Source organism: Marinobacter sp. V032 (genome assembly GCF_052645435.1).
In genome coordinates this window covers 205,188-231,154 of record NZ_JBQXYE010000003.1, presented here as the reverse complement: position 1 = coordinate 231,154, position 25,967 = coordinate 205,188, and the positions used below count along the sequence as shown (strand labels likewise).

At 55.2% G+C, this 25,967-nt stretch carries 24 protein-coding genes; 9 read left to right on the top strand and 15 right to left on the bottom strand.

Annotated features, from left to right (window positions below; translation table 11 throughout):
• Positions 1–71: 71 nt before the first annotated feature.
• The 11 genes from prfB to ffh form a co-directional block, all read right to left on the bottom strand.
• Positions 72–1,167 (bottom strand): peptide chain release factor 2 gene (prfB, locus tag ACUN9X_RS14860; protein ID WP_260034402.1). Its coding sequence is split into 2 segments (ribosomal slippage): positions 72–1,094 and positions 1,096–1,167, totalling 1,095 coding nucleotides; the frame shifts between segments, so codons are not numbered across the junction.
• A 109-nt stretch (positions 1,168–1,276) separates the two neighbouring features.
• A complete protein-coding gene (gene recJ / locus ACUN9X_RS14855) occupies positions 1,277–3,007 on the bottom strand; it encodes a single-stranded-DNA-specific exonuclease RecJ (RefSeq protein WP_445473596.1) in 1,731 nt (576 codons plus the stop codon).
• 90 nt (positions 3,008–3,097) lie between these two features.
• Positions 3,098–4,498 carry a threonine synthase gene (gene thrC / locus ACUN9X_RS14850; protein WP_445473595.1) on the bottom strand — a complete coding sequence of 467 codons (1,401 nt, stop codon included), beginning with the start codon at positions 4,496–4,498 and terminating at the stop codon, positions 3,098–3,100.
• 77 nt (positions 4,499–4,575) lie between these two features.
• Entirely contained in the window at positions 4,576–5,877 is a 1,302-nt protein-coding gene (locus ACUN9X_RS14845) for a homoserine dehydrogenase (RefSeq protein ID WP_445473727.1), read from the bottom strand.
• Between the two features lie 206 nt (positions 5,878–6,083).
• A complete protein-coding gene (locus ACUN9X_RS14840) occupies positions 6,084–6,848 on the bottom strand; it encodes a DsbC family protein (RefSeq protein WP_445473594.1) in 765 nt (254 codons plus the stop codon).
• Between the two features lie 131 nt (positions 6,849–6,979).
• A complete protein-coding gene (xerD, locus tag ACUN9X_RS14835) occupies positions 6,980–7,891 on the bottom strand; it encodes a site-specific tyrosine recombinase XerD (RefSeq protein ID WP_445473593.1) in 912 nt (303 codons plus the stop codon).
• A 112-nt stretch (positions 7,892–8,003) separates the two neighbouring features.
• Positions 8,004–8,360 carry a 50S ribosomal protein L19 gene (gene rplS, locus ACUN9X_RS14830; protein ID WP_260034395.1) on the bottom strand — a complete coding sequence of 119 codons (357 nt, stop codon included), beginning with the start codon at positions 8,358–8,360 and terminating at the stop codon, positions 8,004–8,006.
• Between the two features lie 24 nt (positions 8,361–8,384).
• Entirely contained in the window at positions 8,385–9,143 is a 759-nt protein-coding gene (gene trmD / locus ACUN9X_RS14825; protein ID WP_260034394.1) for a tRNA (guanosine(37)-N1)-methyltransferase TrmD, read from the bottom strand.
• 3 nt (positions 9,144–9,146) lie between these two features.
• Positions 9,147–9,674 carry a ribosome maturation factor RimM gene (gene rimM / locus ACUN9X_RS14820; protein WP_260034392.1) on the bottom strand — a complete coding sequence of 176 codons (528 nt, stop codon included), beginning with the start codon at positions 9,672–9,674 and terminating at the stop codon, positions 9,147–9,149.
• A 39-nt stretch (positions 9,675–9,713) separates the two neighbouring features.
• On the bottom strand, positions 9,714–9,956 hold the full coding sequence (gene rpsP, locus ACUN9X_RS14815) for a 30S ribosomal protein S16 (protein WP_260034391.1): 243 nt from the start codon (positions 9,954–9,956) through the stop codon (positions 9,714–9,716).
• A 164-nt stretch (positions 9,957–10,120) separates the two neighbouring features.
• On the bottom strand, positions 10,121–11,509 hold the full coding sequence (ffh, locus tag ACUN9X_RS14810) for a signal recognition particle protein (RefSeq protein WP_260034389.1): 1,389 nt from the start codon (positions 11,507–11,509) through the stop codon (positions 10,121–10,123).
• A gap of 165 nt (positions 11,510–11,674) precedes the next feature.
• Here ffh and ACUN9X_RS14805 point away from each other — a divergent pair, with 165 nt between their 5' ends.
• From ACUN9X_RS14805 to ACUN9X_RS14785, 5 genes are all read left to right on the top strand, one after another.
• Positions 11,675–12,478, top strand: a complete 804-nt coding sequence (locus ACUN9X_RS14805; RefSeq protein WP_445473592.1) for a cytochrome C assembly family protein — start codon at positions 11,675–11,677, stop codon at positions 12,476–12,478.
• Between the two features lie 95 nt (positions 12,479–12,573).
• The gene (locus tag ACUN9X_RS14800; protein WP_260034386.1) at positions 12,574–13,857 is read left to right on the top strand and encodes an HlyC/CorC family transporter; all 1,284 of its coding nucleotides are present in this window, start codon (positions 12,574–12,576) and stop codon (positions 13,855–13,857) included.
• A gap of 141 nt (positions 13,858–13,998) precedes the next feature.
• Positions 13,999–14,601: a Yip1 family protein gene (locus ACUN9X_RS14795; protein ID WP_445473591.1), complete on the top strand. Its 603-nt coding sequence runs from the start codon at positions 13,999–14,001 to the stop codon at positions 14,599–14,601.
• A 343-nt stretch (positions 14,602–14,944) separates the two neighbouring features.
• Complete coding sequence (locus ACUN9X_RS14790) at positions 14,945–17,182, top strand: DUF1631 domain-containing protein (protein WP_445473590.1); 2,238 nt, start codon at positions 14,945–14,947, stop codon at positions 17,180–17,182.
• A gap of 41 nt (positions 17,183–17,223) precedes the next feature.
• The gene (locus tag ACUN9X_RS14785; RefSeq protein WP_445473589.1) at positions 17,224–18,075 is read left to right on the top strand and encodes a TonB family protein; all 852 of its coding nucleotides are present in this window, start codon (positions 17,224–17,226) and stop codon (positions 18,073–18,075) included.
• 9 nt (positions 18,076–18,084) lie between these two features.
• Here the strand turns inward: ACUN9X_RS14785 and grxD are convergent, their stop codons facing one another.
• Complete coding sequence (gene grxD / locus ACUN9X_RS14780; RefSeq protein ID WP_260034381.1) at positions 18,085–18,420, bottom strand: Grx4 family monothiol glutaredoxin; 336 nt, start codon at positions 18,418–18,420, stop codon at positions 18,085–18,087.
• A 92-nt stretch (positions 18,421–18,512) separates the two neighbouring features.
• Between grxD and ACUN9X_RS14775 the strand changes: the two genes are divergently transcribed.
• The 3 genes from ACUN9X_RS14775 to ACUN9X_RS14765 all read left to right on the top strand — a co-directional run bounded on the left by ACUN9X_RS14775 (position 18,513) and on the right by ACUN9X_RS14765 (position 20,758).
• Positions 18,513–18,704 carry a hypothetical protein gene (locus ACUN9X_RS14775; RefSeq protein ID WP_445473588.1) on the top strand — a complete coding sequence of 64 codons (192 nt, stop codon included), beginning with the start codon at positions 18,513–18,515 and terminating at the stop codon, positions 18,702–18,704.
• Positions 18,705–18,771: 67 nt separating this feature from the next.
• On the top strand, positions 18,772–19,680 hold the full coding sequence (argF, locus tag ACUN9X_RS14770) for an ornithine carbamoyltransferase (protein WP_445473587.1): 909 nt from the start codon (positions 18,772–18,774) through the stop codon (positions 19,678–19,680).
• 4 nt (positions 19,681–19,684) lie between these two features.
• Positions 19,685–20,758 carry an ABC transporter ATP-binding protein gene (locus ACUN9X_RS14765; protein ID WP_260034377.1) on the top strand — a complete coding sequence of 358 codons (1,074 nt, stop codon included), beginning with the start codon at positions 19,685–19,687 and terminating at the stop codon, positions 20,756–20,758.
• A gap of 35 nt (positions 20,759–20,793) precedes the next feature.
• On the opposite strand, the gene glpK is transcribed toward ACUN9X_RS14765, so the two are convergent.
• Both glpK and ACUN9X_RS14755 read right to left on the bottom strand, forming a co-directional pair.
• Complete coding sequence (glpK, locus tag ACUN9X_RS14760; RefSeq protein ID WP_445473586.1) at positions 20,794–22,275, bottom strand: glycerol kinase GlpK; 1,482 nt, start codon at positions 22,273–22,275, stop codon at positions 20,794–20,796.
• A 110-nt stretch (positions 22,276–22,385) separates the two neighbouring features.
• Positions 22,386–22,604 (bottom strand): hypothetical protein, encoded by a 219-nt coding sequence (locus tag ACUN9X_RS14755; protein ID WP_445473585.1) that lies wholly within the window; start codon positions 22,602–22,604, stop codon positions 22,386–22,388.
• Here ACUN9X_RS14755 and glpD point away from each other — a divergent pair.
• Positions 22,603–24,162 carry a glycerol-3-phosphate dehydrogenase gene (gene glpD / locus ACUN9X_RS14750; RefSeq protein ID WP_445473584.1) on the top strand — a complete coding sequence of 520 codons (1,560 nt, stop codon included), beginning with the start codon at positions 22,603–22,605 and terminating at the stop codon, positions 24,160–24,162. The genes ACUN9X_RS14755 and glpD overlap by 2 nt on opposite strands.
• A gap of 236 nt (positions 24,163–24,398) precedes the next feature.
• Here the strand turns inward: glpD and ACUN9X_RS14745 are convergent, their stop codons facing one another.
• The gene (locus ACUN9X_RS14745) at positions 24,399–25,961 is read right to left on the bottom strand and encodes an ATP-binding protein (RefSeq protein WP_445473583.1); all 1,563 of its coding nucleotides are present in this window, start codon (positions 25,959–25,961) and stop codon (positions 24,399–24,401) included.
• Positions 25,962–25,967: the final 6 nt, after the last annotated feature.

The window sequence follows — 25,967 nt, the reverse complement described above, 5'->3', positions numbered from 1 at the left end:
CGTAGTCTGCCGTGAACGGTATCCGGAAGCATCCGTCCACGGAGGGTGATGGTTTGGCAATAGCCGTCGGCTTACAACGCCATTTTCAGGCTGGCTTCAATAAACTTGTCGATGTCACCATCGAGCACGGCCTGGGTGTTGCTGGTTTCAACCTTGGTCCGCAGGTCTTTAACCCGACTGTCATCCAGCACGTAGGAACGTATCTGGCTACCCCAGCCGATGTCGGACTTGGAATCTTCCTGTTTCTGTTTCTCGGCGTTGCGCTTCTGCATCTCCAGTTCAAACAACTTGGCTTTGAGCTGCTTCATCGCCTGATCTTTGTTCTGATGCTGACTACGCCCGGCCTGACAAGCCGCGACCAGCCCTGTCGGGTTGTGCGTCAGACGCACCGCAGATTCAGTCCGGTTGACGTGCTGACCACCGGCACCCGAGGCGCGATAGACATCAACTCGCAAATCCGCAGGATTAATTTCGATCTCGAAGCTGTCATCCACTTCTGGCGACACAAATACCGACGAAAACGAAGTATGGCGACGGTTGCCCGAATCAAAGGGTGACTTGCGAACCAGCCGGTGAACCCCGGTTTCGGTACGCAACCAGCCATAGGCGTAGTCGCCTTCAAAGTGAATGGTCGCACTCTTGATACCGGCGACTTCACCTTCCTGCAGTTCGACGATCTCGGCCTTGAAACCGCGCCGCTCGCCCCAGCGCAGGAACATGCGCAGCAACATATTCGCCCAGTCCTGGGCTTCTGTGCCGCCCGAGCCCGCCTGGATGTCGAGATAGGCGTTATTCTCATCCATTTCACCGGAGAACATGCGGCGAAACTCGAGTTTCTGCAGGTCCTGCTCAAGCCCGTCGAGCTCAGCACGGACATCATCGGCTGCCTGTTCGTCTTCTTCTTCGGCAGCCATTTCGATCAGTTCTTCGGCATCGTCCAGACCTTCTGTCAGCTTGTTGATGGTGCTGACAATCAATTCAAGGTTTGACCGTTCCTTACCCAAATTCTGAGCCCGCTCAGGGTCTTCCCAGACTTTCGGGTCTTCCATTTCACGCTCTACTTCGACCAGCCGCTCACTCCGCTGATCGTAGTCAAAGATACCCCCTAAGCGACTCAGTGCGCTCCCGGAGGTCTTTAATGGTGGTCATGATCGGGTTAATTTCCATGTTTCATCCGTTCTTTGGTGAGCAAAAATAAGAGTGTCTGGCGCGCGATCGTTCGCGGGCTCTGCAGGCGGAGCATTTTACCGGAGATTGCGTATGAAATCAGCTGGTGTCAGGCCGGTTCGATATAGTCAATCAACAGCTGTAACTGGGTCCGGCCCCGAAAGGTATTCGCATCAGGTTTGTAGACAACACGGGCACCAGTCAGCGTAAAGTCGCTAACCTCCGCGCCGGTGTTGAACGCAATGCCATCAATCACATCGCCACCGCTGCGGGATTTCAGAACCAGCTTGAGATGGCGCTCACCGACGATACGCTGGGAGATGACATCAAACTCGCCATCGAACGATGGCTCAGGAAAGTGCTGGCCCCAGGGCCCCGAGCGGCGCAGCACCAGCGCAGTGTCCAGCGTCAGCTCATCGGCCGCGAGTGGGCCATCAGTGGTAATAACCGCCTCCAGCGCCTCCTCGGTGATGCTCTCCCGGACAACCACATCAAAGGCATCGGCAAACGTCTGGAAATCCGCAGCTGAAATGGTCATACCGGCTGCCATCGCGTGACCACCGAACTTGTGGAGCAGTCCCGGGTGCCGGGCAGCCACTGCCGCCAGCACATCGCGGATGTGCAGACCGGGAATCGAGCGGGCTGAGCCCTTGAGCATTTCACCACCCTCATCCGGTGCAAAAGCGATGACCGGGCGATGGGTCTGCTCACGAATCCGGGCCGCAAGAATACCGATCACGCCCTGGTGCCAGTCTGCATCGAACAGTGCCAGCCCCCATGGCAATCCGGCCTGATCCAGCGAAAGTGATGCCAGGAGCTCCTGTGCCTGCTCCTTCATACCGGTTTCAATTGTTCGGCGTTCGCGGTTCATATGGTCGAGCTCGACAGCCAATCGGCGAGCCTCGTCGGGATTATCGGCCAGCAAACAGGCAATCCCGACACTCATATCATCCAGCCGGCCGGCAGCATTCAGGCGCGGCCCGACAACAAACCCGAGATCGGTCGCGCTGATACGGGTGTGGTCACGACCGGCAACATCCAGCAGGGCGAGAATACCAGGCCTGGCTTCGCCTTTGCGGATTCGGCGCAGTCCCTGTTCAACAAAGATTCGGTTGTTCTGATCCAGCGGCACCACGTCTGCAACGGTTCCCAACGCGACCAGATCCAGCAGGCAGCCGAGATTGGGCCCTTTGCCCTCAAACTTGCCCTGCTCCGAAAGGTAGCGCCTAAGCGCCGTCAAAACGTAGAACATCACACCAACGCCAGCCGCATTCTTGCTCAGAAACGGACAGCCGTTCTGGTTTGGATTCACAATCGCATCAGCGGCAGGCAGCGTCTCGCCGGGTAAGTGATGATCAGTGACCACAACCCGAATCCCCAGCCGCCGGGCGGCATCAACGCCCTCGTTCGCTGCAATCCCGTTGTCGACCGTGATCAGCAGGTCAGGTACCGCATCGTCTGCTTCGAGCCGGTCAATAATACCGGCCGTGAGGCCGTAACCGTCCGAGAAACGGCTTGGCACCCGAAAATCCAGATACCGTGCCCCCATCATCTGAAGCCCCAGCATGGCGACCGTCGTACTGGTTGCGCCGTCAGCATCAAAGTCACCGAGAATCAGAATTTTTTGCTGCTTTTCAATGGCGTCAGCGATCAGTTCAACTGCGCGATCAATCCCCCGCAGGTCGAACGGTGACGCAAGGTGTTGCAGGGTGTAGGCGAGTTCCGCGTCGGATTCAACGCCTCGGGCAGCGTACAAGCGGCGCAGCAGCGGCGGCAGGGATTGCCCCCAGTTGGCGGAGTTTGCCGACAAGGAACGCCGGATGATTTTTCGTGGCGTCATAAGCTATCAGCATTCAGGCAGGTGGTGAATCAATGCGGCCCGCACCATCCAATTCCGGTGCGGACCTGGTGCTTCATACTCTATTCAACGTCAGCTGTTTTTCCAGTGCGAGAGAATAAAGTTCTGGACAGTCGCAAGGTCATCATCAAGCACTGTGTAGCGCTCTTCACGGTCGAACAGATCCGCCAGGTGAAGCGGCAGCTCAGGCTCTACGCTGACCCCGGATTTTTTTACAGCATCAGGGAACTTTGCAGGATGAGCCGTGCCCAGCGTAATCATCGGCACTGTTTTGTCGCGACGGCAACTGCGGGCAGCGTTCACCCCAATCGCAGTGTGCGGATCCAACAGGTATTCGTTTTTCTCGAACACGTCACTGATCGTCTGACAGGTAGCGTCGTCATCTACCGCCGCGCTATCGAACAGCTTGCGCGCCGCCTTCCAGCGATAGTCTTCAATACTCACCGGCTCGTTTTGTGAGCGCTCCAGCAGATCACGCACCGCCGCACCGTCACGACCATGGAGATCGAACAACAGACGCTCGAAGTTACTGGAGACCATGATGTCCATACTCGGAGACAAGGTGTGCTCCAGCTTGTGCTGCTCGTAGCGATTGCCGCTCATAAAGCGGTGCAGAATGTCGTTGCGGTTGGTCGCAATGACCAGCTGACTGATCGGCAGCCCCATACCGCGGGCAAGGTAACCTGCAAAAATATCGCCGAAGTTGCCGGTCGGTACCGAGAACGCCATGCTGCGATCCGGACCGCCCAACGCCAGCGATGCGTGAAAATAATAAACGATCTGAGCCATGATCCGGGCCCAGTTTATAGAATTGACTGCTACCAGCTGCGTCTTGCCGTCAAGGAAGGACTGATCGCCAAAGCTGGCTTTGACCATCCGCTGACAATCATCAAAGTTACCCTTGATGGCGAGGTTGTGAATATTATCGCCCTGCACAGTCGTCATCTGGCGACGCTGCACCTCAGACACACGTTCATGAGGATGCAGTATAAAGATGTCAACGTGCTCGCACCGACGGCAGCCTTCGATCGCTGCCGACCCGGTATCACCTGAAGTGGCTCCCATGATGACAACATGCTGCTTGCGCTTCTCAAGCACATAGTCGAGCAGACGTCCCAGCAGTTGCAGCGCAAAGTCCTTGAACGCCAGCGTCGGGCCCCGAAACAACTCCATCACCCATTCGTTGCTGTCCAACTGCACCAGCGGCGCTACTGACTGATGAGCAAACTCGCTGTAGGTGTCTTCAAGCATCGCGCGGAAGTCATCAGCGGGGATCGCATCATCCACAAACGGGTACATGACGTTAAACGCGAGTTCGCTATAGGAAAGGCCGCGCCAGCTACGAATTTCTTCGAGACTGAACTTGGGAAGTGACTCGGGCACATAAAGGCCGCCGTCAGGCGCCAGGCCGGTCAGCAGTACATCCTCAAATCCCAATGAAGGCGCGTCACCCCGGGTGCTGATATATCTCACAATGATGTCCTGTCTGGGGTTTACCGGCAGAACCGGTCAAACCCTGTTTCGTTCAACCTACAGCAAAGAATGCTGTATCAATTAAAGTTTTCTGCCCGAATCCGCACAACTTTATTCTGGATATCAGACAATGCTTCAAGGTCTGCAATTGCACGGTTGATTTGCCGCTCCTGAACCGTATGAGTCAGGATAATGACGGGAATAGTGCCGCCTTCAAGCTCGGATTCTTTCTGCATGATGGATTCGATGTTAATGCCATGCTCGCTCATGATCGATGCAACCTTGGCCAAAACACCCGGGCGATCCAGCGCCTGAATGCGCAGGTAATAGGCAGACTGGATATCATCCATCGGCAATACGTTGAGGTCTTCCAGAGATGCCGGCTCAAAACCCAGATAGGGCACGCGCTGCAGGCTTTGATGGGCCACACTGCGGGCTACGTCAACAATATCCGCAATCACCGCAGATGCCGTCGCTTCATCACCTGCGCCAGGGCCGTAATACATGGTCTGACCCACTGCATCCCCGTCCACAAGCACCGCATTCAACACGCCATCGACCTGCGCGATCAAGTGGCTTCTGGGAACCAGCGTGGGATGGACCCGAAGCTCAATGCCACTCTCACGGCGACGGGCGATACCCAGATGCTTGATGCGGTAACCCAGAAGCTCGGCATGCGCGATATCGTAAGGCGTAATCTCGGAAATACCTTCAGTGTAAGCACGTTCAAACTGTAGCGGTACACCAAAGCTTGTAGACGCGAGAATCGTCAGCTTGTGCGCCGCATCGATACCTTCCACATCAAATGTAGGGTCCGCTTCCGCGTAACCCAGTTCCTGAGCTTCTTTGAGCACCTCGGCGAATTCCCGACCGGCACGCATCTCAGTCAATATATAGTTGCCGGTACCGTTGATGATGCCGGCAACACAGTCGATACGGTTAGCAGACATGCCTTCACGAATCGCTTTGATGACGGGAATACCGCCGGCAACACCTGCCTCAAATGCGACGATAACGCCCTTTTCTGCCGCCGCCTCAAAGATCTCGTTCCCGTGGACGGCAATCAGCGCCTTGTTGGCGGTCACGACATGTTTGCCGTTGTTGATCGCAGTCAGAACCAGCTCACGTGCTACGTCGTAGCCACCGATCAATTCAATAACGATATCAACTTCGGGATCATTGACGACATCGAAAACATCAAGTGAGAACGGAATATCACCCAGATCGATGTCATCACGCTGGCGCCGTGAGGCAATGCGGGCAATCTGAATCCGGCAACCAGCGCGACCGGCAATCATTTCACCATTGCGCATCAGTACGTTATAGGTGCCACCACCCACTGTTCCCAATCCGCAGATTCCGACTTTGACCTCTTTCAAGCTACCACCCCTGATCCTGATGAATTCCATGCGCGCCGCCACGAAGAAAACGGGCGCCAGCGCGGCATATTATAACGATTAGCCCCCGAAAAAAACGGCTCGGGGCCTATCCTGTGAAGTTCGGATAGTCCGCGAGCCGTTTTTATGGAAGCCACCCGCTTATTCCGGGCGGCAACTTGCTGAAATAAAAGACTGTTCTTTTGGCTTTACAATATACCCATGCCTTTAGCCAGATCATCCGCCGGGACATACCCTCTGACCATGTGGCCATCATCCAGAATAATGGCTGGCGTACCCGTCACACCCAAACGACCGCCCAGCGCAAACTGGTCAGCAATCGGGTTTTCACAACTCTTCGCAGGCACCTGAACCCCCTGCTTGGCGTTGTCCATTGCGCCCTGGCGATCATCGGAGCACCAAACCGCAATATACTTCTTGAACGAGGGAGTTCCCGGCCCGGAGCGCGGATAACCAAGGTAATTCACCTGGACACCCAACTCGTTCAGACGCGGTACATCTTCGTGAAGCTTGCGGCAGTAAGGGCAGTCGATGTCAGTAAATACATAGATCTGTGCCTTTACATCGCCCTCAGGTACATAGCTGATCATATCTTTGCGATCTACATCAGCGAGCGCCTTGACGCGCTGAGCGGCGCGATCAGATTCGGTGACATTGGCAACACCCTTATCCGAAATCTGATAGAGATCGCCCACCAGGAAAAACTCGCCACTCTGCGTGGTATAGATCATGTCTTTGTTGTTCGTCGTTACCTTGTAGAGCCCCGAGGTACCCGCAGGGCTGACATCCAAGATTTCCAATCCGGGGACAGAGCTTGTCAGACGCGACTTGATGGCCGAGACCGGATCCGCCTTGTCAGGCTCCGCAGCAGAGGCTCCAGCCGCAGCCATACTCATTAGCAGACAGGCCAGAACGCCCCTGACCCCAAAAGACTGATTGAACTTACTGAACATATTGACTAGATCCCTGGAAACGGTGGCTCATTAAGAACCCGATGGACAACAGATATGATTGACAACCATACCGACTCAAAGTTCAGCGAGCCAGTCACTTTCGACAAGCCGCTAATCGCCGCAGCAAACACCTATCCCCGCGGGTGGTGCTCTCCGTGCAATGACTGCAGACGCTGCCGGGCAACATGGGTATAAATCTGGGTAGTCGATAGGTCAGAGTGCCCCAGCAACATCTGCACGACCCTCAAATCTGCGCCATGATTCAGCAGATGCGTAGCAAACGCATGTCTCAGTGTATGAGGCGACAACTTTTTACGAATGCCTGCCCTCGAGGCGTAGAGCTTTATCCGGTACCAGAATGTCTGACGTGTCATTGGTAACGTGCGATTACCCGGAAAAAGCGCATCTGACGGCCGATTCTTCAACAACTCATTTCGCGCATCCTGCATGTACGCAATCAACCAGTCCAGCGCCTCCTCACCCATCGGCACCAGACGCTCCTTTCCACCCTTACCGGTAATGCGTACTACGCCCTGCCGCAAGTTAACCTGATCTACAGTCAACCCCACCAATTCCGACACCCGCAACCCACAACCATACACAATTTCGAGCATGGCGCGATCGCGCAGCTCGATTGGTAGCGCTGTATCCGGCTCTGCGAGCAACAAGTCGATATCCGACTCGGTCAAAGCGTCGGGAAGGCGACGGGGCTGGTTCGGGCTATCAATACGCAAGGTCGGATCTTCAGCAATTATGGCCTCACGCATCAGGTAACGATAAAACCGCCGCAGACCTGACAACCGGCGGGCTGCCGTAGACGCTTTTAGTCCGGTCGCCATGCCCTGAGATATCCAGCCCAGAATATCGGCCCGCTTCGCATGCTGAAGAAGCGGCTTATTCGGGCGCGCTTCCAGCCAGAGCGACAAATGCTTGAGATCGCTTTCATAAGCTGAACGAGTGCGATCACCCAAACCAAATTCAAGCCATAACGCGTCACTGAAACGACGCACAAGTATCTCATCCTGCTGCCGAAATGCCGCCATTTACGCCCGCCTCAACGCAGAAAGGCAGCCTGAAGAGGCTGCCTTTCCGAAGGTACTACTCATTACTTGACTGACCCTGCTGCGTGCAACAAACAACACGCTGCGGGCTTGTTCAGCCCAGTTTTTCCTTGATACGTGCTGCCTTACCGGACAGGTCACGCAGGTAGTACAGTTTGGCCTGACGCACATCACCGCGACGTTTCACAGCCAGGCTGTCGATCAGCTTGCTGTGAGTCTGGAATGTACGCTCAACGCCCACACCGTAAGATACTTTACGTACGGTGAAAGACGAGTTCATGCCACGGTTACGCTTACCAATTACAACGCCTTCGAACGCCTGCAGGCGCTCACGGTTGCCTTCAGTTACACGCACCTGAATTACTACGGTGTCACCTGGACCAAACTCCGGGATTTCCCGGGTCATTTGTTCCGATTCAATCTGACTGATGATGTTGTTCTTGCCGCTCATCGTTAGCTCCTGATACCCAATCTTTCAATGCCCTGTTGACCCAGAGGCACCCGGTTCATTCAAAATTTGGTCTAATAGCTCGCGCTCTTCGCCCGTTAAATCCCGCTTATCCAGCAGGTCGGGGCGCCGCTCCCAGGTTCGTCTCAACGACTGTTTTAGCCGCCAACGCCGGATCTGTTCGTGATGCCCACCTAAAAGGACGTCCGGTACTGTTTGCCCCTCGTAAACTTCGGGACGGGTGTAATGCGGACAGTCCAGTAATCCGTCAGCGAACGAGTCCTGCTCCGCTGACTGCGCGTGGCCCAGTGCACCTGGAATGAAACGTGTTACCGCATCAATCACAGCCATTGCAGCCAGCTCGCCTCCGGATAAAACAAAATCACCCAGAGACACTTCGCGATCAACTTCCGTAGAAATCAAACGCTCGTCTACCCCCTCATAACGACCGGCAACCAGCACCAACCGCTCTGACCCTGCGAGCTCTTCAACCAGATCCTGATTGAGTGGCTCTCCCTGGGGAGACAGGTAAACCACCGTAGCGACCCCTCCAGCAGCAGCCTTAGCTGCATGGATAGCATCGCGTAACGGTTGAATTTTCATCAACATGCCAGGGCCGCCACCGTAGGGGCGATCATCGACAGTGCGATGGCGGTCGTGCGTGAAATCCCGGGGATTCCAATGCTCAACCTTCAACAAACCATCCCGAACCGCTCTGCCGGTAACACCGTACTCAAGCACGGCATCAAACATGTCAGGAAAAAGGGAAATCGCTCCGATCCACACGAATCAGAACTCCAGATCCCAATCTGCCACGATCAAACCAGCATCCACATCGACCTTAGTGATAACTTCATCAGGGCGATACGGCAACAGACGCTCACGATCGTCCAGCGATCCAGCAACCGGTTTTACAACGAGCACGTCATTGGAGCCGGTTTCAAGCAGCTGCTTGACAACACCCAGAAGCTGTCCGTCCGGTGTTTCCACCCTCAGGCCTTCCAGCTGATGCCAGTAATACTCACCTTCAGGTAATTCAGGAAAGCTGTCCCGCGAAACCAGAATATCGAAGCCACAAAACGTTCGGGCCAGATCGCGATCATTCACCCCTTTCAGGCGAACCACAATCCCCGGACCATGACGACGACTTTCCTCTACTTCGACGCTGACCTGCTTACCATTCTGATTTATCCGCCAATGCGGATAATTCATAATACCTTCAATGGGGTCAGTAAAAGAGTAGACCTTGAGCCATCCCTTAACCCCAAAAACCGAGGTGATGCGGCCAATCACAGTTTCCTGCGAACTATCTGCCATACGATCGCCCCGGTCAGTGCAATACAGCTAACGCTGTGTTTACTTAGCCGCTTCTTGCAGCAGCTTAGCAACACGATCACTTGTTTGTGCGCCCTGGTTTACCCAGTGCTGCACGCGCTCCTGATCAACGCGCAGACGCTCTTCCTGACCACGGGCAACCGGGTTGAAAAAACCTACACGCTCAATAAAACGACCGTTACGAGCCTTGCGGCTGTCGGTGACTGTCATATGGTAGAACGGGCGCTTCTTGGAGCCACCACGAGCCAAACGGATTGTTACCATTTCGACTAATATCCTGTCTGTTGTACGAACTTTGTGTGACCCACGCCAACCACGTCTGCGGCTTGCGTGAAGACCCATACTCGAAAGGGGCGCTATTCTAGTCTAATTCCCCGCCAATGAAAACAGCAGTGACAGCTAATTATCACCAATAGCGATTGCGACTTTTACATACGGCCAAATGGTGGCATACCTCCGCCACCCCCGCCGGGAGGCATCATACCCTGCATGCCTCTCATCATGCCGGCCATTCCACCTTTTTTACCCAGCTTCTTCATCATCTTCTGCATTTGCTTGTGCTGCTTCAACAGACGATTTACATCCTGGATCTGGGTACCTGAACCGCCTGCTATCCGGCGCTTCCGGGCATTATTGATAACATCAGGGTAGCGACGTTCCTTCGGCGTCATCGAACAAATAATGGCCTCAAGCTGCCCCATGCTTTTGTCGTTGACCTGCTGCTGGGCGGCCTGTGCCATTTGCCCCATGCCAGGCAACTTGTCCATCAACCCACCAATACCGCCCATATTCTTCATCTGCTGAAGCTGGTCGCGGAAGTCTTCGAGATCAAAGCTTTTGCCTTTCTTGATCTTCTGGGTGAGTTTGTCTGCCTTCTTTTTATCAATGTTACGCTCAGCTTCCTCTATAAGAGAAAGCACGTCGCCCATACCAAGGATCCGCGATGCCAGTCGATCAGGATGGAATGACTCCAACGCATCGGTCTTCTCGCCCACCCCCATGAACTTGATCGGCTTCCCGGTGATGTGGCGCACAGAAAGCGCCGCACCGCCACGGGCATCACCGTCAGTCTTGGTGAGTACGACACCGGTCAACGTCAGCGCATCATTAAATGCCTTGGCGGTATTCGCCGCATCCTGCCCCGTCATGGCATCCACAACAAACAGGGTCTCGACCGGCTTGACTGCCGCCTGCAAACGGCCGATTTCGCCCATCATCTGCTCGTCAACATGCAAACGACCGGCGGTATCGAGGATCACGACATCAATATGCTTCTTGCGGGCCGCGTCGATCGCACCTTCAGCGATGGCAACCGGGTCCTGATCTGTCGAGCTGGGATGAAACAGAACACCGACATCTTCAGCCAGAGTCTCAAGCTGTCGTATCGCAGCCGGCCGATAAATATCAGCACTGACCACCATCACCGATTTTTTGCGACGCTCCTTCAGATGGCGCGCCAGTTTGGCTACGGTTGTCGTCTTACCCGCACCCTGCAGACCTGCCATCATCACAACGGCGGGTGGCTGCACGGCCAGGTTGAGCTCTTCATTTGCCGAGCCCATCACCCGGACCAACTCGTCCTGGACGACCTTCACAAACACCTGACCCGGTGTCAGGCTGCGCTTCACTTCCTGCCCTACGGCACGAACGCGAACGCTCTCGATAAACCCTTTCACTACCGGGAGCGCAACATCCGCTTCAAGTAGCGCCTTACGCACTTCGCGCAAAGTGTCTTTAATATTGTCATCCGTCAGCTTGGCCTGGCCCGAAATTTTGCGAAGGCTGCCGGAGAGTCGGTCGGTCAGATTCTCAAACATGGTGATCCGTCATTCTCTGTAGAAGATGCATGGATACGAACAGGGCCGCAAAACGGGTGCTCGCAGGCCCTCAAAGATTGATTCCGGTTGCACAATCCGCCCATTATAACCAGACTGTCGCTCTGACACGAACAACCGAACAATTATTGGACACACAGACGCTTCATGGGCACGCTCATCCTCGCGGTTACCACGCTTTTCCTTTATAGCCTCGGCACTGCGCTGCAGACACTGGTATTTCGCGGCAGGATCAAACAAAACCATAGTCTCACATCACTGATTGGCATTCTTGCTCTGGTATCACACGGCACATTGATCTGGACAATCATCCCAGAGCCGTCGACTTTGAACTTTGGTTTTTTCCCCGCGTCGCTGCTCATTTCCTGGTTCGTTGTCCTGTTCCTGGTTATTCTGAACAACTTCAAACCGATTCAATTTCTGTTCCTGGCAATTTACCCATTAGCCGCCATAACGGTCGTGTTTGTTCTCGCTTTTCACTCTCCCCCTCATTACGTGTCACAACACAATTGGGGGATGCTGGCTCACATTGCTCTATCCATCACAGCTTATAGCCTTTTTACGCTCGCCTCGGTGCAGGCACTGCTGGTTCACATGCAGAACAGACAACTCAAGCGAAACTACAACAGCATGGTGGTGCGTAACCTGCCGCCACTGCAAACAATGGAATCACTGCTGTTTGAGCTACTCTGGGCCGGCGTCATTGTCCTGACGCTCGCCATTATTACGGGCGCCGTTTTTGTACACGATCTTTTTGCCCAGGACCTGGCCCATAAAAGCCTGTTTTCAATCATGTCCTGGCTTGTGTTTTCCGGGCTTCTGGTCGGCCATTACACGCTGGGGTGGCGCGGACTCACCGCCAGTCGATGGACCCTTGCGGGCTGCGCCCTGCTGATGCTGGGCTACTACGGCAGCAAATTCGTACTCGAGCTGATTTTCCACCGGGTATGACGGAAACCGCCAAACTGTCATCCAGCGCTTGACAGGCCTGACCCCAACCCCCTATTTTCAGCACTCTAACCTAGGCAACACAAGGACACTCCTGCTTGAACGAAGCACCGCTTACGGCGCTTTTCATACTGCTCGCCATTCTGATTGTCATGTCAGCGTTTTTCTCCAGCTCGGAAACGGGCATGATGACCCTGAACCGATATCGGCTTAAGCACCTTGCCAAAACTGGCCACCGCGGAGCCAAACGGGCAAACGATCTCCTGCAGCGCACAGATCAGCTGATTGGCGTTATTCTGATTGGCAATAACTTTGTCAACATCCTCGCCTCATCAATCGCCACCGTCATCGCGATTCGCTTGTGGGGTGATGCCGGCATTGCTATAGCAACAGTGCTGCTCACCATTGTGATCCTGATTTTTGCCGAAGTAACACCAAAAACTCTGGCCGCCCTGTTCCCGGAGCGCATCGCATTTCCCGCCAGCTATATATTGCGCCCTCTTCTGAAACTGCTTTATCCGATGGTCTGGTTCGTCAACCTGTTTACCGGGATGATCCTCAAACTTCTGGGCATTTCCGCCAAAGACGCTGCCTCGGACCACCTCAGCCGGGAAGAGCTCCGCACACTGGTAAACGAAGCGGGCGCCCTGATTCCACGCAAGCACAAAGACATGCTGGTCAGCATTCTCGATCTGGAAAATGTCACGGTTAACGACATCATGGTGCCGCGCAATGAGGTCGTCGGGGTTGATCTAGACGATGATATGGAAACGATTATCCGCCAGATGCGCAGCAGCCAGCACACCCGGCTTCCGGTATTCAAAGGGGACATAAACAACATTCAGGGCATCCTTCACCTGCGCAACACGTCAAAGCTTCTAATGCAGGATGAAATCAATAAAGCCATGATCATGCAGCTCTGCCGCGAACCCTACTTTATCCCGGAAAGCACACCACTCCACCTGCAGCTGATCAACTTCCAGAAGGCCAAGCGCCGGATCGGCATTGTGGTAGACGAATACGGAGATGTACTGGGCATCGCTACTCTGGAAGACATTCTCGAAGAAATTGTTGGCGACTTTACAACCGATTATGCTGCGACCAGCCCCGATATTATTCCGCAGGAAGACGGAACCTATATTATCGATGGCTCGACACACATTCGCGCCATCAACAAACTGCTCGGCTGGAAGCTACCGACTGACGGCCCCAAGACCCTTAACGGGCTGATCACCGAGACACTTGAAACCATTCCCGAGAACAACGTCTGCCTCAAGGTCAAAGGCGTAAGAATCGAAGTTCTCCAGATCAAGGATAACGTTGTCAAAGCCGCGACAGTGCACCCACCCGCCAGGCGCCACATCCTCCGGACCGGCAACTGAGTGAGCACTACATCGTAGACGATATGGTTATATAAAAGACGCTTCTAGTTCGATCAAAATTTAACCGATTACTTGACCCTCCGGAGGCAATGCCACAACACTGAGCCTGATTTACAAAAACAATAATCAGGAGTTGTATCCATGAGTCTAGGCCACACGATGGGATTGTTTACCCGCCCCGATCAGGAGTGGGAAGCCATACGCAACGATTCAGAAACCTTGAGCAGGATTTATATCGGCCACATCTTTCTTCTGGCCCTCGTACCTGCATTAGCCGGCTTTTACGGCACCACTCAGGTCGGCTGGCAGGTTGGCGATGGGCAGATTATTCGCCTGACAACAGCAAGCGCCTTGCAACTCTGTGGGCTGTTCTACGCCGCAATGCTGGTTGGCATATACATCCTCGGGCGGTTCATTGATTTCTTCGCCGCCACTTATGGCGTTCAGGAAGACAACCCCAGAGGCGTTGTCCTCGCCGCCTATACAGCAACACCTATCTTTTTGCTGGGCGTCATCGCCGCCTATCCCAATATCTGGATCAACATGCTTGTTGGTCTGGTCGCCGTATCCTATGCCGTTTACCTGCTCTACGAAGGACTCCCCATTCTGATGAAAATCCCGGAAGATCGCGGATTCATGTTCGCATCGTCGGTATTAACTGTCGGTCTCGTGATGCTTGTAGCACTGTTTGCCATCAGCGTTGTAATCTGGAGCGCTGGGGTTGGCCCCGTCTATGTGAGCTGAATTGCACACCATTCCCTTCCAAAAGCCCGGCCAGGCTGCCTTCAGCGCACAACCTGGCCGGGCTTTACAATGCCAAACAGCCCCCCCGACCATCGACGCAAACTTCATCGAGTCGACGTTATATTTTGTTAATCTCGGGGCGATTTCATACCCTTTGGCATTAAAAATGTTTATGCTCAATTTATGAACGCCCCGAAACTTTTTTGGGCCGACAGTCCTTTGTATCCGTATAACGTTTTACGCTCTATAATCCTTGTAATACGCGATATTCAGAAATCAAAACGATAACCATAAAGAAATTCGCTCGGTCATGTATCCGGTTGAGGCGCAATAGGAGTCGGCCATGAACAAGCAGTCCGGCATACATTATCTCCACGAGCACAAAGGCTTGGGGAAGGGTGTGGCTGTGCCCAAGGAAATCAGCAAGATCAGGGATACTGTCGTTGCCGGATTGGGTGATCTGCTTCAGGGTGCCTTTGACGCCGTTGACGACTCGCTGTTCGAACTTGCCAACAATGCGCGCAGCAACAACGAACAAAACCGCTACTTCGAAGCAATGCGCGAAATCCGGATCAAGCGCAAAGGCATCGAAAAGCACTTTCAGACCTCTGTTGGCCACCTATTCGTAACACCACCGCGCTCAACCTCTCCCGAAGTCGTGGATCACAGCACAACTACCGCTGAAACGCTGTCGCTGATCCAGAACGATGAGCTTGAAGAGCAGGTTGCCCTCAATGCCATGATCACAAAGTCCCGCGCCTACTTTCAGGGACCGTTGATCCAGCTGCAGGCTCGCTTTAGTGCCATTTACCCCAATGCCAGCGACGAAGAACCAGTCAATCCGCTGGCGCCCGAGCATCTGTGCAGCGCCTTTGTTGAGGCTGCTCAGGCACTGGAAATCCAGATTCGCGAAAGACTGATTGTTCTCAAGCAGTTTGATCGCTACGTCGTGTCCAATCTTGGCATGCTGTTGGACGAAGCCAACCGCATCCTGATTCAGGCCGGCATCATTCCGAACTTCCGGTTCCATGGCAAAACGACGAGCGGCACGCCAGTCGCGGAGCCCGGGAGCGATAAAGCGAATACTCCGGCCTCGGAAGCACCGCTCCAAGAGAGCCCCGAGAGTGGAGCCAACCGCGACAACGCTATTTTCGAGCAAATCCGGAACATGCTCGCAGAGCAGCGTGGCGGTGGCGGCCAGCCGCGCTCCGCCAACCCCAATGTTCATATCGTTGGCGGTGCAGAGTTATTCCAGCTGCTGGCGAATATTCCCCATGAACCCCAACTTTCCGGCTCGGACAACCTCAGCAAAGGCGAGCCAATCGTTGTCGACCTTCATGAAGTTGTTGAGCACCTGCTTGCCCAGCGAAAGAACCAGGACGGAAAAACACCGGCATTGAACGAGGCGGATGAAGATCTGATCAACCTCGTATCGATGTTGTTTGAATTCATCCTTGACGACTACAACCTGTCGGCGCCGATTCAGGTGCTGATCAGCCGACTTCAGATACCGATTCTGAAAGTCGTTATCAAGGACAAGTCTTTCTTCAGTCGGGCCACCCATCCTGCCCGTAAGTTACTCAACGGGCTCGCCCGTGCCGGCATTGGCTGGAGTGAAAGCGACGAAAAATCCCGCGACAAGCTCTACGAGCAGATTCACAACATCGTGCTGAGAATTCTTAACGAGTTCGACGGTGACATTACGCTCTTTGAGCAGCTCAACGACGAGTTCGATCAGTTTCTGGCGCGGGAAAATCGGAAATCAACGTTGGTTGAACAACGCACCAGAGAATCGGAGCGCGGTCGTATTAAATCTCAGAAGGCGCAGGAAACCGTCGATAAACTCCTGCAGGAAAAACTCGCACGCCACAGCATTCCGGACACTATCCGCAACATCCTGATCAACGGGTGGAGTCGGGTCATGTTCCTGTCATACCTGCGCAACGACGTTGAACATCGGTGGAATCAATCCGTCCGCGTTGTCGATGACCTGATCTGGTGCCTCCACCCTCATCTTGAGGATGATGAACGAGATCAGTGGGTACGTGTTGTACCCGGGCTATTGAAAGCGCTGCGATCAGGCCTGGAGGAAGTGTCCTACAACTCCACAGGCCTGGACACGATGATGAGCGATCTCAAGCATGAGCTCACTGAAGCGTTCAGGGCTCACGCGCTGGCAGAGGCAAGGGAAACCCCTCGCGAGGAGCCACCCGCGCCTGCCACCCAGACCGATGAACAGATTCTGGCAGAACAAAGCCCGACAGCGGTCGAGCGCCAGCAGGAAATCGAGGATGCGGCGACTGCCGAGTACGTCAACAAGATTGATGGCATCGCAATCGGTCAGTGGGTTGAGTTCAACCTGGTCAACGGCTCACGTTTCCGCTGCAAGCTTTCGGCAATTATCGACGAGGCGGACTGCTTTGTTTTCGTTAACCGGATGGGCCTGAAAGTCATTGAGAAGGCCCGCATTGAACTGGCCCACGAAATGCGCAGAGGGCGACTGACAATCCTCGAACAGGGCGCATTAATTGACCGGGCTCTCGACGCTGTCGTCGGCAGCTTGCGGCGCAATACCGGATAAGCTAGCCTCAGTCACCGACTCAGATGTGACTTGGGAATTGCATGTCGTCCAACGGCTACACGAATGGTCAGCCGAAGTCCTACAGGCTGGCCGTTGCTTTTTCGTTCGCCCTACTCCTGCATACGCTTATTCTGGCCGGGATTATAGGCCTATTGCCCCGTATGCCGGAAAAGCCGACGACTGAAACCGTCAACTTCACCCTTGTGCGTCACGGCAACGCTATTGAAAGCGCTGCCAGCAGCCCCAGCAAGGCAGCCCCCACCTACACCCCCCAGCAGATTGACGAGATTTTAAAGCCTACCGGCGCCACTCCGGAATCGAATTCAGTCTCCGTGGTGACAAGACAAAGCCCCGACAAGCAGCCGACTCCCGCTCCCCGGAAGCCAACGCCGCCCCGTACCAACAAATCGGATACGGCGAATCGCGATAACAACACTGACGCTAACCATATCCCCCGTCAATCGGCCCAACCAGCGCCTGCCAGCACACCCAGCAAGCAGGCCATCGCGGCACAAGCTTCACGCAAAGGCAGCCCGGATGCTCCTGCAACCGCGGAGCACGATAAGAACGCCAACCAGGTCACCAAACCGGCACCTGATCCCTATATTGAAACCTTGTGGCGATACATCAGCAATGAAATACACAGCCGCCCGGTACGCTCGATCAGAGAGCTAAAAACCGTCAGAACTGTGCGACTTGAGTTGTATTTGATGGAAAGCGGTGTGCTGAGACAGGTCGACATAATCGAAAGCTCTGGCAAGCCTTCGCTGGACAGGGCCGCAACGCGTAGCGCCTTGGCCGCAAGCCCCTATCCCGAGCCACCGGAGTCCGCCAGGGATAAGGGGTATCGCTTTCAGGTTGAGCTGAGGTTTACTCCGCTCAACCTGAAATGATCGGGACGATCAGGAGTCGGCATTCTCCTGCTTGGGTGCCGCCGCCTTGATCATATCCGCCAGCTCACCGGATTCTGACATCTCGAGAACAATGTCGCATCCACCCACCAGCTCACCGTTGATATACAGCTGTGGATAGGTCGGCCAGTTTGAATAGGCCTTGAGCCCATCGCGCAATTCCTGATTATCCAGAATGTTGACGAAAGCAAACCGCTCGCCGCACGCCATAACAGCCTGCACTGTTTTCGCTGAAAAACCGCACTGAGGCGCCTGAGGCGACCCCTTCATGTACAGGATGATCGGATTGTCCTGCAACTGGCTTTTGATCGTTTCGTTGATATCCATACAGAGTCGTACCTCGCTATCAGGCCGATGATCACACCGGCGTATCGATTAACCGAATAGCGTTATTGTACACAGCAACCGGAAACCTGACCATGTCACTCAGGTATCTCGCCCCGGAATACCGCACCTCCACTGCCAACCCCTTCAAATTGGGCGTCATTGTCAATATCAGCGATTACCGATACTATGATCGACCTGCTTACTGCGGGCTCTATGACTCGATCCTGATTCGCTCACCTACCCGGTGTGGTCTGTTCCACGAACCGGATGTTGCTATTTTCTGAGCCGAACCAATCTGCCGACTCCGCTCCGCATACGCCCTGAATTATTTTAATGCACGGAAAAGCAACCATGCCTGTTAGACATTTCCTGACCCTCACAGATCTTTCTCCTGAAGAGCTTGATCAACTGATCGATAACGCCATTGCCCTGAAAAAGGGCTGGCGTGCTGGCGAAGTCCGGGATTCACTCAAGAATCGCGTTTTGGCGATGATCTTCGAAAAGTCTTCGACCCGCACTCGCGTATCGTTCGAAGCCGGGATGGCACAACTGGGCGGGGCCGCTCTCTTCCTGTCTCCCAAGGATACCCAGCTCGGTCGCGGTGAGCCCATCGAAGACACGTCACGCGTGATCTCCCGCATGGCAGATGCAGTGATGATCCGCACCTTCGATCACGAGACAGTGGAGCGATTCGCGAGCGTTGCTGCGACACCGGTTATTAATGCATTGACGGACGACTATCATCCCTGCCAGCTGCTGGCAGACATGCAGACCTTTCGCGAACATCGCGGCAGCATTCGCGGCGCGACCGTGACCTGGGTCGGCGATGGCAACAACATGTGCGCATCTTATATCAACGCTGCCCAGCAGTTTGATTTCAACCTGCGCATTGCCTGCCCGGAAGGTTACGAACCGGCCAAGGCGCTGCTGGACGACAACAGCGAGCGTGTAACCGTCATCAGAAGCCCCGAGGAGGCGGCTCGCGGCGCCGACATGCTGGTAACGGATGTCTGGGCATCGATGGGCCAGGAAGACGAACAGAAGGCACGAGCAAAGGATTTTGCTCCCTATCAGATCAATCCCGAACTCATGTCTTTGGCGCACGCAGACGCCTTGTTCATGCACTGCCTGCCGGCACACCGTGGTGAAGAAATTTCACAGCATATGCTTGAGCATGCAAGCTCTGTCGTCTGGGACGAGGCGGAAAACCGCCTGCATGCGCAGAAGGCCCTGCTCGAATTCCTGATCATCGGAGCATAGAAAGATGACTGTGACGCCGCCGATTTCCGAGAACGCATGGCTGCTCAACGTCAACAACCTGGAGTGCGGCTACGGTGGCGATCCGGTCATCAAAGGCGTCAGTTTCGCACTGGGCCAGGGTGACATTGGTTGCCTGCTGGGCCCGAGCGGCTGCGGCAAGAGCACGATTCTCAGGGCTATCGCCGGATTCCAGTCACTGCAGGGGGGCGACATCCAGCTCAATGGACACGTGGTCAGCGTACCCGGGCGAGCCGTGCCACCGGAGAAACGCAAAATCGGCATGGTCTTCCAGGACTATGCCCTTTTCCCGCACTTGAGCGTCGCCGACAACATCGGCTTCGGCCTGAAAGGCATGGACAAAGAGCAGCGCACCCAAAAGGTCGCCGACTTGCTTGATCTCGTACACCTGCAGGACCTCGCCAACCAGTATCCGCATGAACTGTCGGGCGGCCAGCAACAGCGCGTTGCGCTGGCTCGGGCCCTGGCCCCGGAACCCACGCTCATTCTGTTGGACGAACCCTTTTCGAACCTGGATGCTGATCTGAGAAGGCGATTGAGTCTTGACGTCAGGGACATTCTGAAGACGCTGGGCATTAGCGCGATTCTGGTGACGCACGATCAGCAGGAAGCCTTCGCGATGTGCGATCAGGTTGCCGTCTTACGCGACGGTACCGTCCAGCAATGGGATGAGCCGTATAATCTTTACCACGAACCGGCCAATCGCTTTGTCGCGGGATTCATTGGCCAGGGCGGGTTCGTGAAGGGCAAAACACTGGGTCCGGAAACGATTGAATCCGAACTTGGTGTCATTCGGGGTAATCGTGCCTACCCGTGGCCCGACGGCACACTGGTGGATGTCCTGATCCGGCCCGACGACGTTGTTCACGATGCAACATCATCCCTGCAACCCAAAGTCATCGAGAAAACCTTCGCCGGCACTTCGACACTCTACCGTTTTCGGCTCTCGTCCGAGACCGAGTTTGAGGCTCTTTTTAGAAGTCACCTGGATTTCAGGCTGGGAGAACAGGTGCCGGTTCGGATAGAAGCCGATCACCTGATAGCGTTCGAACGCAGCTGACACCCCCTATCAAGCCACCCTCGACCTAATTATGGCTAGTTGTGGCAAATGCGCTCCACTGCATCCAGCCAGCCCGCATAGAGCGATTCCCGCAGTGCGGGCGCCATCTCTGGAGAGAAGGCGCGCTCCCGCGCCCACAACTCGGCAATCTCACTGGTGCTTTCATAGATTCCCAACTGCAGGCCTGCGAGATAAGACGCGCCCAATGCCGTGGTTTCAGTCACTTTCGGGCGATCGACCCGCACACTCAGAATGTCTGCCAGAAACTGCATTACCCAGTCATTGACTGCCATGCCACCATCGACTCGCAACTCATTCAGCGGCGCACCATCGTTCTGGATAGCCCTCACCAGATCTTTGGTCTGATAACAGACCGACTGGAGACCGGCGGTGACGATTTCGGCGATGCCGGTGTCACGGGTCAAACCCAGGATTGCCCCGCGTGCATGAGGATCCCAGTGCGGCGCCCCCAAACCGGTAAAGGCAGGCACCAGATAGACCGCATTTTCAACACCAACCGTCTCGGCCAGCGACAGTGATTCGCTGGCGTGAGTGATCAGTTTCAAGCCATCCCGTAACCACTGCATCGCGGCACCCGCCACGAAGATGCTTCCTTCAATGGCATAGCAGGGCTTGCCGTTGAGTCGGTAAGCAACGGTGGTGAGCAATCTATTCTCTGAACGCAGCGGCGCATCACCAGTATTGAGAATCAGGAAGCAGCCCGTTCCGTAAGTGCTCTTGGCCATGCCGGGCTCGAAACACGCCTGACCGATGAGCGCCGCCTGCTGATCCCCCGCGATACCGGCAACAGGAAGCGGCGCCCCCAAAAGATCTGCGTCCACCTCGCCAAAATCGGCAGCCGAGTCGAGCACTTCTGGCAGCAAAGCAGGCGGAACCCGAAACAGCTTGAGCAGGTCGTCGTCCCATGTCTGGCTGTGTATATTGAACAGTGCCGTCCGCGATGCATTGGTGGCATCAGTACGATGAACTTTGCCGCCGGTAAGATGCCAGAGCAGCCAACTATCGACCGTACCAAATGCAAGCTCACCCGCTTCGGCCCGCTGCCGGGCCCCCTCAACCTGGTCCAGAATCCAGGCAATTTTGGTAGCGGAGAAATATGGATCAATCAGCAGACCGGTTTTTTCGACAACCGTGTTTTCCAGCCCCCGGTTTTTTAGCTGGGTACAGACAGGCGCTGTGCGACGGTCCTGCCAGACAATGGCCCGATGAATAGGTTTACCGGTTGCCCTATCCCAGATAATCGTGGTTTCACGCTGATTGGTAATACCCACGCCACTTATCTGCTCCGCCTTGAGGCCCGAATCAGCAATCACCCGACGACAGACTTCAAGGGTGCTCTCCCAGATTTCCTCCGGCTCATGCTCGACCCAGCCATCCTGGGGGAAGAACTGTCTGAACTCTTGCTGGGCAACCGCCACTACCTCGCCGGAGCGCCTGAATATCATAGCTCGAGAGCTGGTCGTTCCCTGATCAATAGCAAGCAAATAGACAGACATGTAACCCTCTTCCTTATTGTGACCGGTCTTGCGCGCCGTCGTTTATTTTCGTAAAGGAAAATTATAGTGATCCCGAACCACAAGTAAAACCGCTTATTCCAGTATTGTGATTAAAATTGCACCCGCCGCACTCCAAACACGCCCGCGATATAACTAATGCAGGCCTTCAAGGCCCCAGCACCCGTGCCCAGCCAAAGCCAACGACCTGACAGGGTTTGCGGCGGATGACTGAATATTCGCATGTGAACTACGCATTGAAAAATGTTCAAAAATAGCGCTAAAATTGCCCACATACTTTCGAGTTCGAACATAGAGGCCGCTTCAGCCATGGAATCCTCCCCGTTAACCAGTACACCCGCAACCGTCGATCTCATGATTATTGGCGGTGGAATAAACGGGACCGGTATTGCAGCCGACGCAGCGGGTCGCGGCTTGCGCGTCGCACTTTGCGAACAGGGCGACCTGGGTGGCGCAACGTCCTCGGCCAGCAGCAAACTGGTACACGGCGGCCTGCGCTACCTCGAACATTACGAGTTCCGGCTAGTGAAGGAGGCTCTGGCTGAGCGGGAGGTACTGCTAAGTCTGGCACCGCATCTGGTCAGGCCGCTGCGCTTTACCATGCCGCACCTGCGCCACCTGCGTCCTGGCTGGATGATCCGGACAGGATTGTTTCTATATGACCACCTTGCTGCTCGCGTGACGCTGCCTGGCGCATCAACCCGACGCTTTAACGTCAACAGCCCGCTAAAGCCCTCTATCAAGAAAGGCTACGCTTACTCGGACTGCTGGGTGGATGACGCCCGACTGGTCATTGCCAACGCCCAGCAAGCTCGCCTGAAAGGCGCAAAAATAATGCGCAGCACCCGCTGTATCTCGGCGGCTCGCTGTGATGACAACCGTCTCTGGAAAATCACGCTTGAATCAGCTCAGGGGCAGCAGGAAACCGTGTTCGCTCGCAGCCTCGTCAATGCATCAGGCCCATGGGCAGCGAAGATCTTCGGGCAGACAATCGACCAACCATCACCGCATGGCGTGCGCCTGATCAAGGGCAGCCACATGATCGTGCCCCGATTTCACGATGCGCCGGGGGCCTTCATTCTCCAGAATACGGATCGCCGCATCGTGTTCGTATTACCCTACGAGGACGACTTCCAACTGATTGGCACAACCGACAAGGAATTTAACGGCGATCCGGCAACTGTCGCGATTGATGATGACGAAATCGACTATCTGCTTGATGTAGTGAACAATCATTTTGTTCACCAGCTTCAACGTGATGATATTGTCAGCACCTATTCTGGTGTCAGACCGCTGCTGGACGATGAATCCACGGATCCCGCAGCGATAACCCGTGACTACACTATCAGCGTACTGGGAAGCGACCAGGAGGCACCGCTGATCAGTATTTTTGGCGGCAAGATCACAACCTACCGCAAACTTGCCGAAGCCGCCGTCAACAAACTCACGGACTGGTTCCCCTCAATGGGCTCGTCAACCACACGCCAGACGCCACTTCCCGGGGCAACCCGCGCTCTGACATCCCAGCCAGCCATAGCCGAGGTGCTCCAGAGCGCCTATCCGGCGTTGTCATCCAAGCTGAGGGATCGTTTGGCGCGCACTTATGGCATCAACGCCATACAGATGCTAGGAAGCTGTCGCACTGATGCAGATCTGGGCGTCCATTTCGGAGGTACCCTGCACGCAAGGGAAGTGGATTACCTGATAGCGGAAGAATGGGCGGAGTCGACAGACGATGTACTCTGGCGCAGAACCAAGCAGGGGCTGCGACTCTCGGCCAGACAGGTTGAGCAGCTGGCTGACTACATACGTGACCAACGGGCCGGCGCCACTGTGCCCGAAGCGATGAACCGTGCCGTAGCGTCCTGAATCGCACTCCCGGCTCAAACCAGTAGCTGAAAAAGCCATAAAAAAAGGGGCCCAAAAGCGGCCCCTCAAATATTGACGAATGAAACAAGGAAAGTTCGTAAGAACTACAACCTCTAAGTAGTCATCCCTTACGCTTTCGAGTATCGGCCAGCCACCGACGCTATTCAGTGGTGCTTCTGTACCAGTTTGTTACAACGCGTGAGGCCGGGGGAACGGGTTCACAAAAGCGGTCCGGGCTATTGCGGCTGCCGGCGCGGCCAGACCAGACTGAACTCTGCACCACCCAGCGCCTCACTGCGGGTCACAAAAGCCTGACCACCATGCCAGTACAGAATACGCCGTACGATAGAGAGCCCGAGACCATAGCCGCCTGAAGTGCGGGTTCGGCTGTCATCAAGTCGGGCAAACGCGGTAAACACCTTTTCCCAGTCGCCGTCGGGAATGCCCGGGCCGTCATCTTCAACATCAATGCGGCAGGTTTGCGCATCCAACTGGCACTTAACCCGCACCTGGCCATTGGCATAACGCCCCGCATTGCCGACCAGATTCTGGATTGCCCGGTGAATGTAACGCGGCTCGGCATCAGAAAGAGACCACTCTTCGTAGCCTTCACAAAACTGCGCCGAGAATGCCATATCCGGGCGTAATCGCTGCTGCTCCTCAACGACTTGCCGCACGATATCCGGCACGCTGATCTCCTGAAACGACATAATCGGACCGCCCTGCTCTAAACGGGCGTACGTCAGTATTTCATCGATCAGCTCATCCAGCTCCTGTATATCGCCGTCGATTCCGGCCAGTTGCTTGTTCATTGAGGCTTCATCCGGACAATCCTCAATCATCTGCACGCCAAAGCGAATGCGGGCGACAGGTGTTCTGAGTTCATGGGAGACAGCGTGTATCATTTCGCGCTGAATCTCGACCAGCCGCTGGATATGCTCTGCCATGCTGTTAAACGACTTGCCAAGCCTGCGCACCAGAGTGCCGCGACTGGTATCGACTCGCGCATCCAGTTCTCCGCGGGCAATCCGGATAGCGACTGACTCCACAGCCCTCAGGTTGCGATCGACGTCGCGCAACAACAGGAACAGGAAGAACCCGGCAATACTGGCTGCAAGCACAAACACCAGCAGGAGCACCGGCCAGGACAGGGGGTTAAATGGCGCCGGGTATCTCACCTCAACGACTGTGCCATCATTTAAACGCAGGTAAACCCGGGCTCGCTCGCCTGCATCCCTGTGAACGTAGGCCATGCCACGTTCGACCAGACGTTCGAGGGTGGGCGTTTCAAGTGACTCGGACCCTTCATCGACAAAACTGATAGTGGCGCCCAGCTCGCGACCGAGACTGTCCATACCGGCAGGTCGTTCATCAGGCAACAAAGGGTTCAGGTGGGTGAGAATGATCAGTGCCGAGACCTCGCCGATGTCCCGGTACAGATCCTGGAAGGTCACATCAATGATATTGCCTGTCTCGGAAAGACGCCGGACCCGGACGCCCAGCCCCTGAACCTCAGCCACAGCCTGACCATAGGCAAGACGCTCATGATCCACAGACTCAGGATCGTTGTGATCGCCGGGCCGTAGCTCCATATCGTAAAGAGCGCTCAACCAAGGATAGCTAACCAACGGGTTGGGGGCCGAGGCCAGCCAATCCATCAACGGCGTTGCGAACCGCTCATTCCAGTGGCGCTCACGAACAGCGTTCACCCCGGTAAACAGACCGGCACACAAAGCCAGAATGAGCAGCGTCACCAGTAACAGGCGACCAAACATTTTCAGGAAGGGAGTTAGCGGCATACGGCC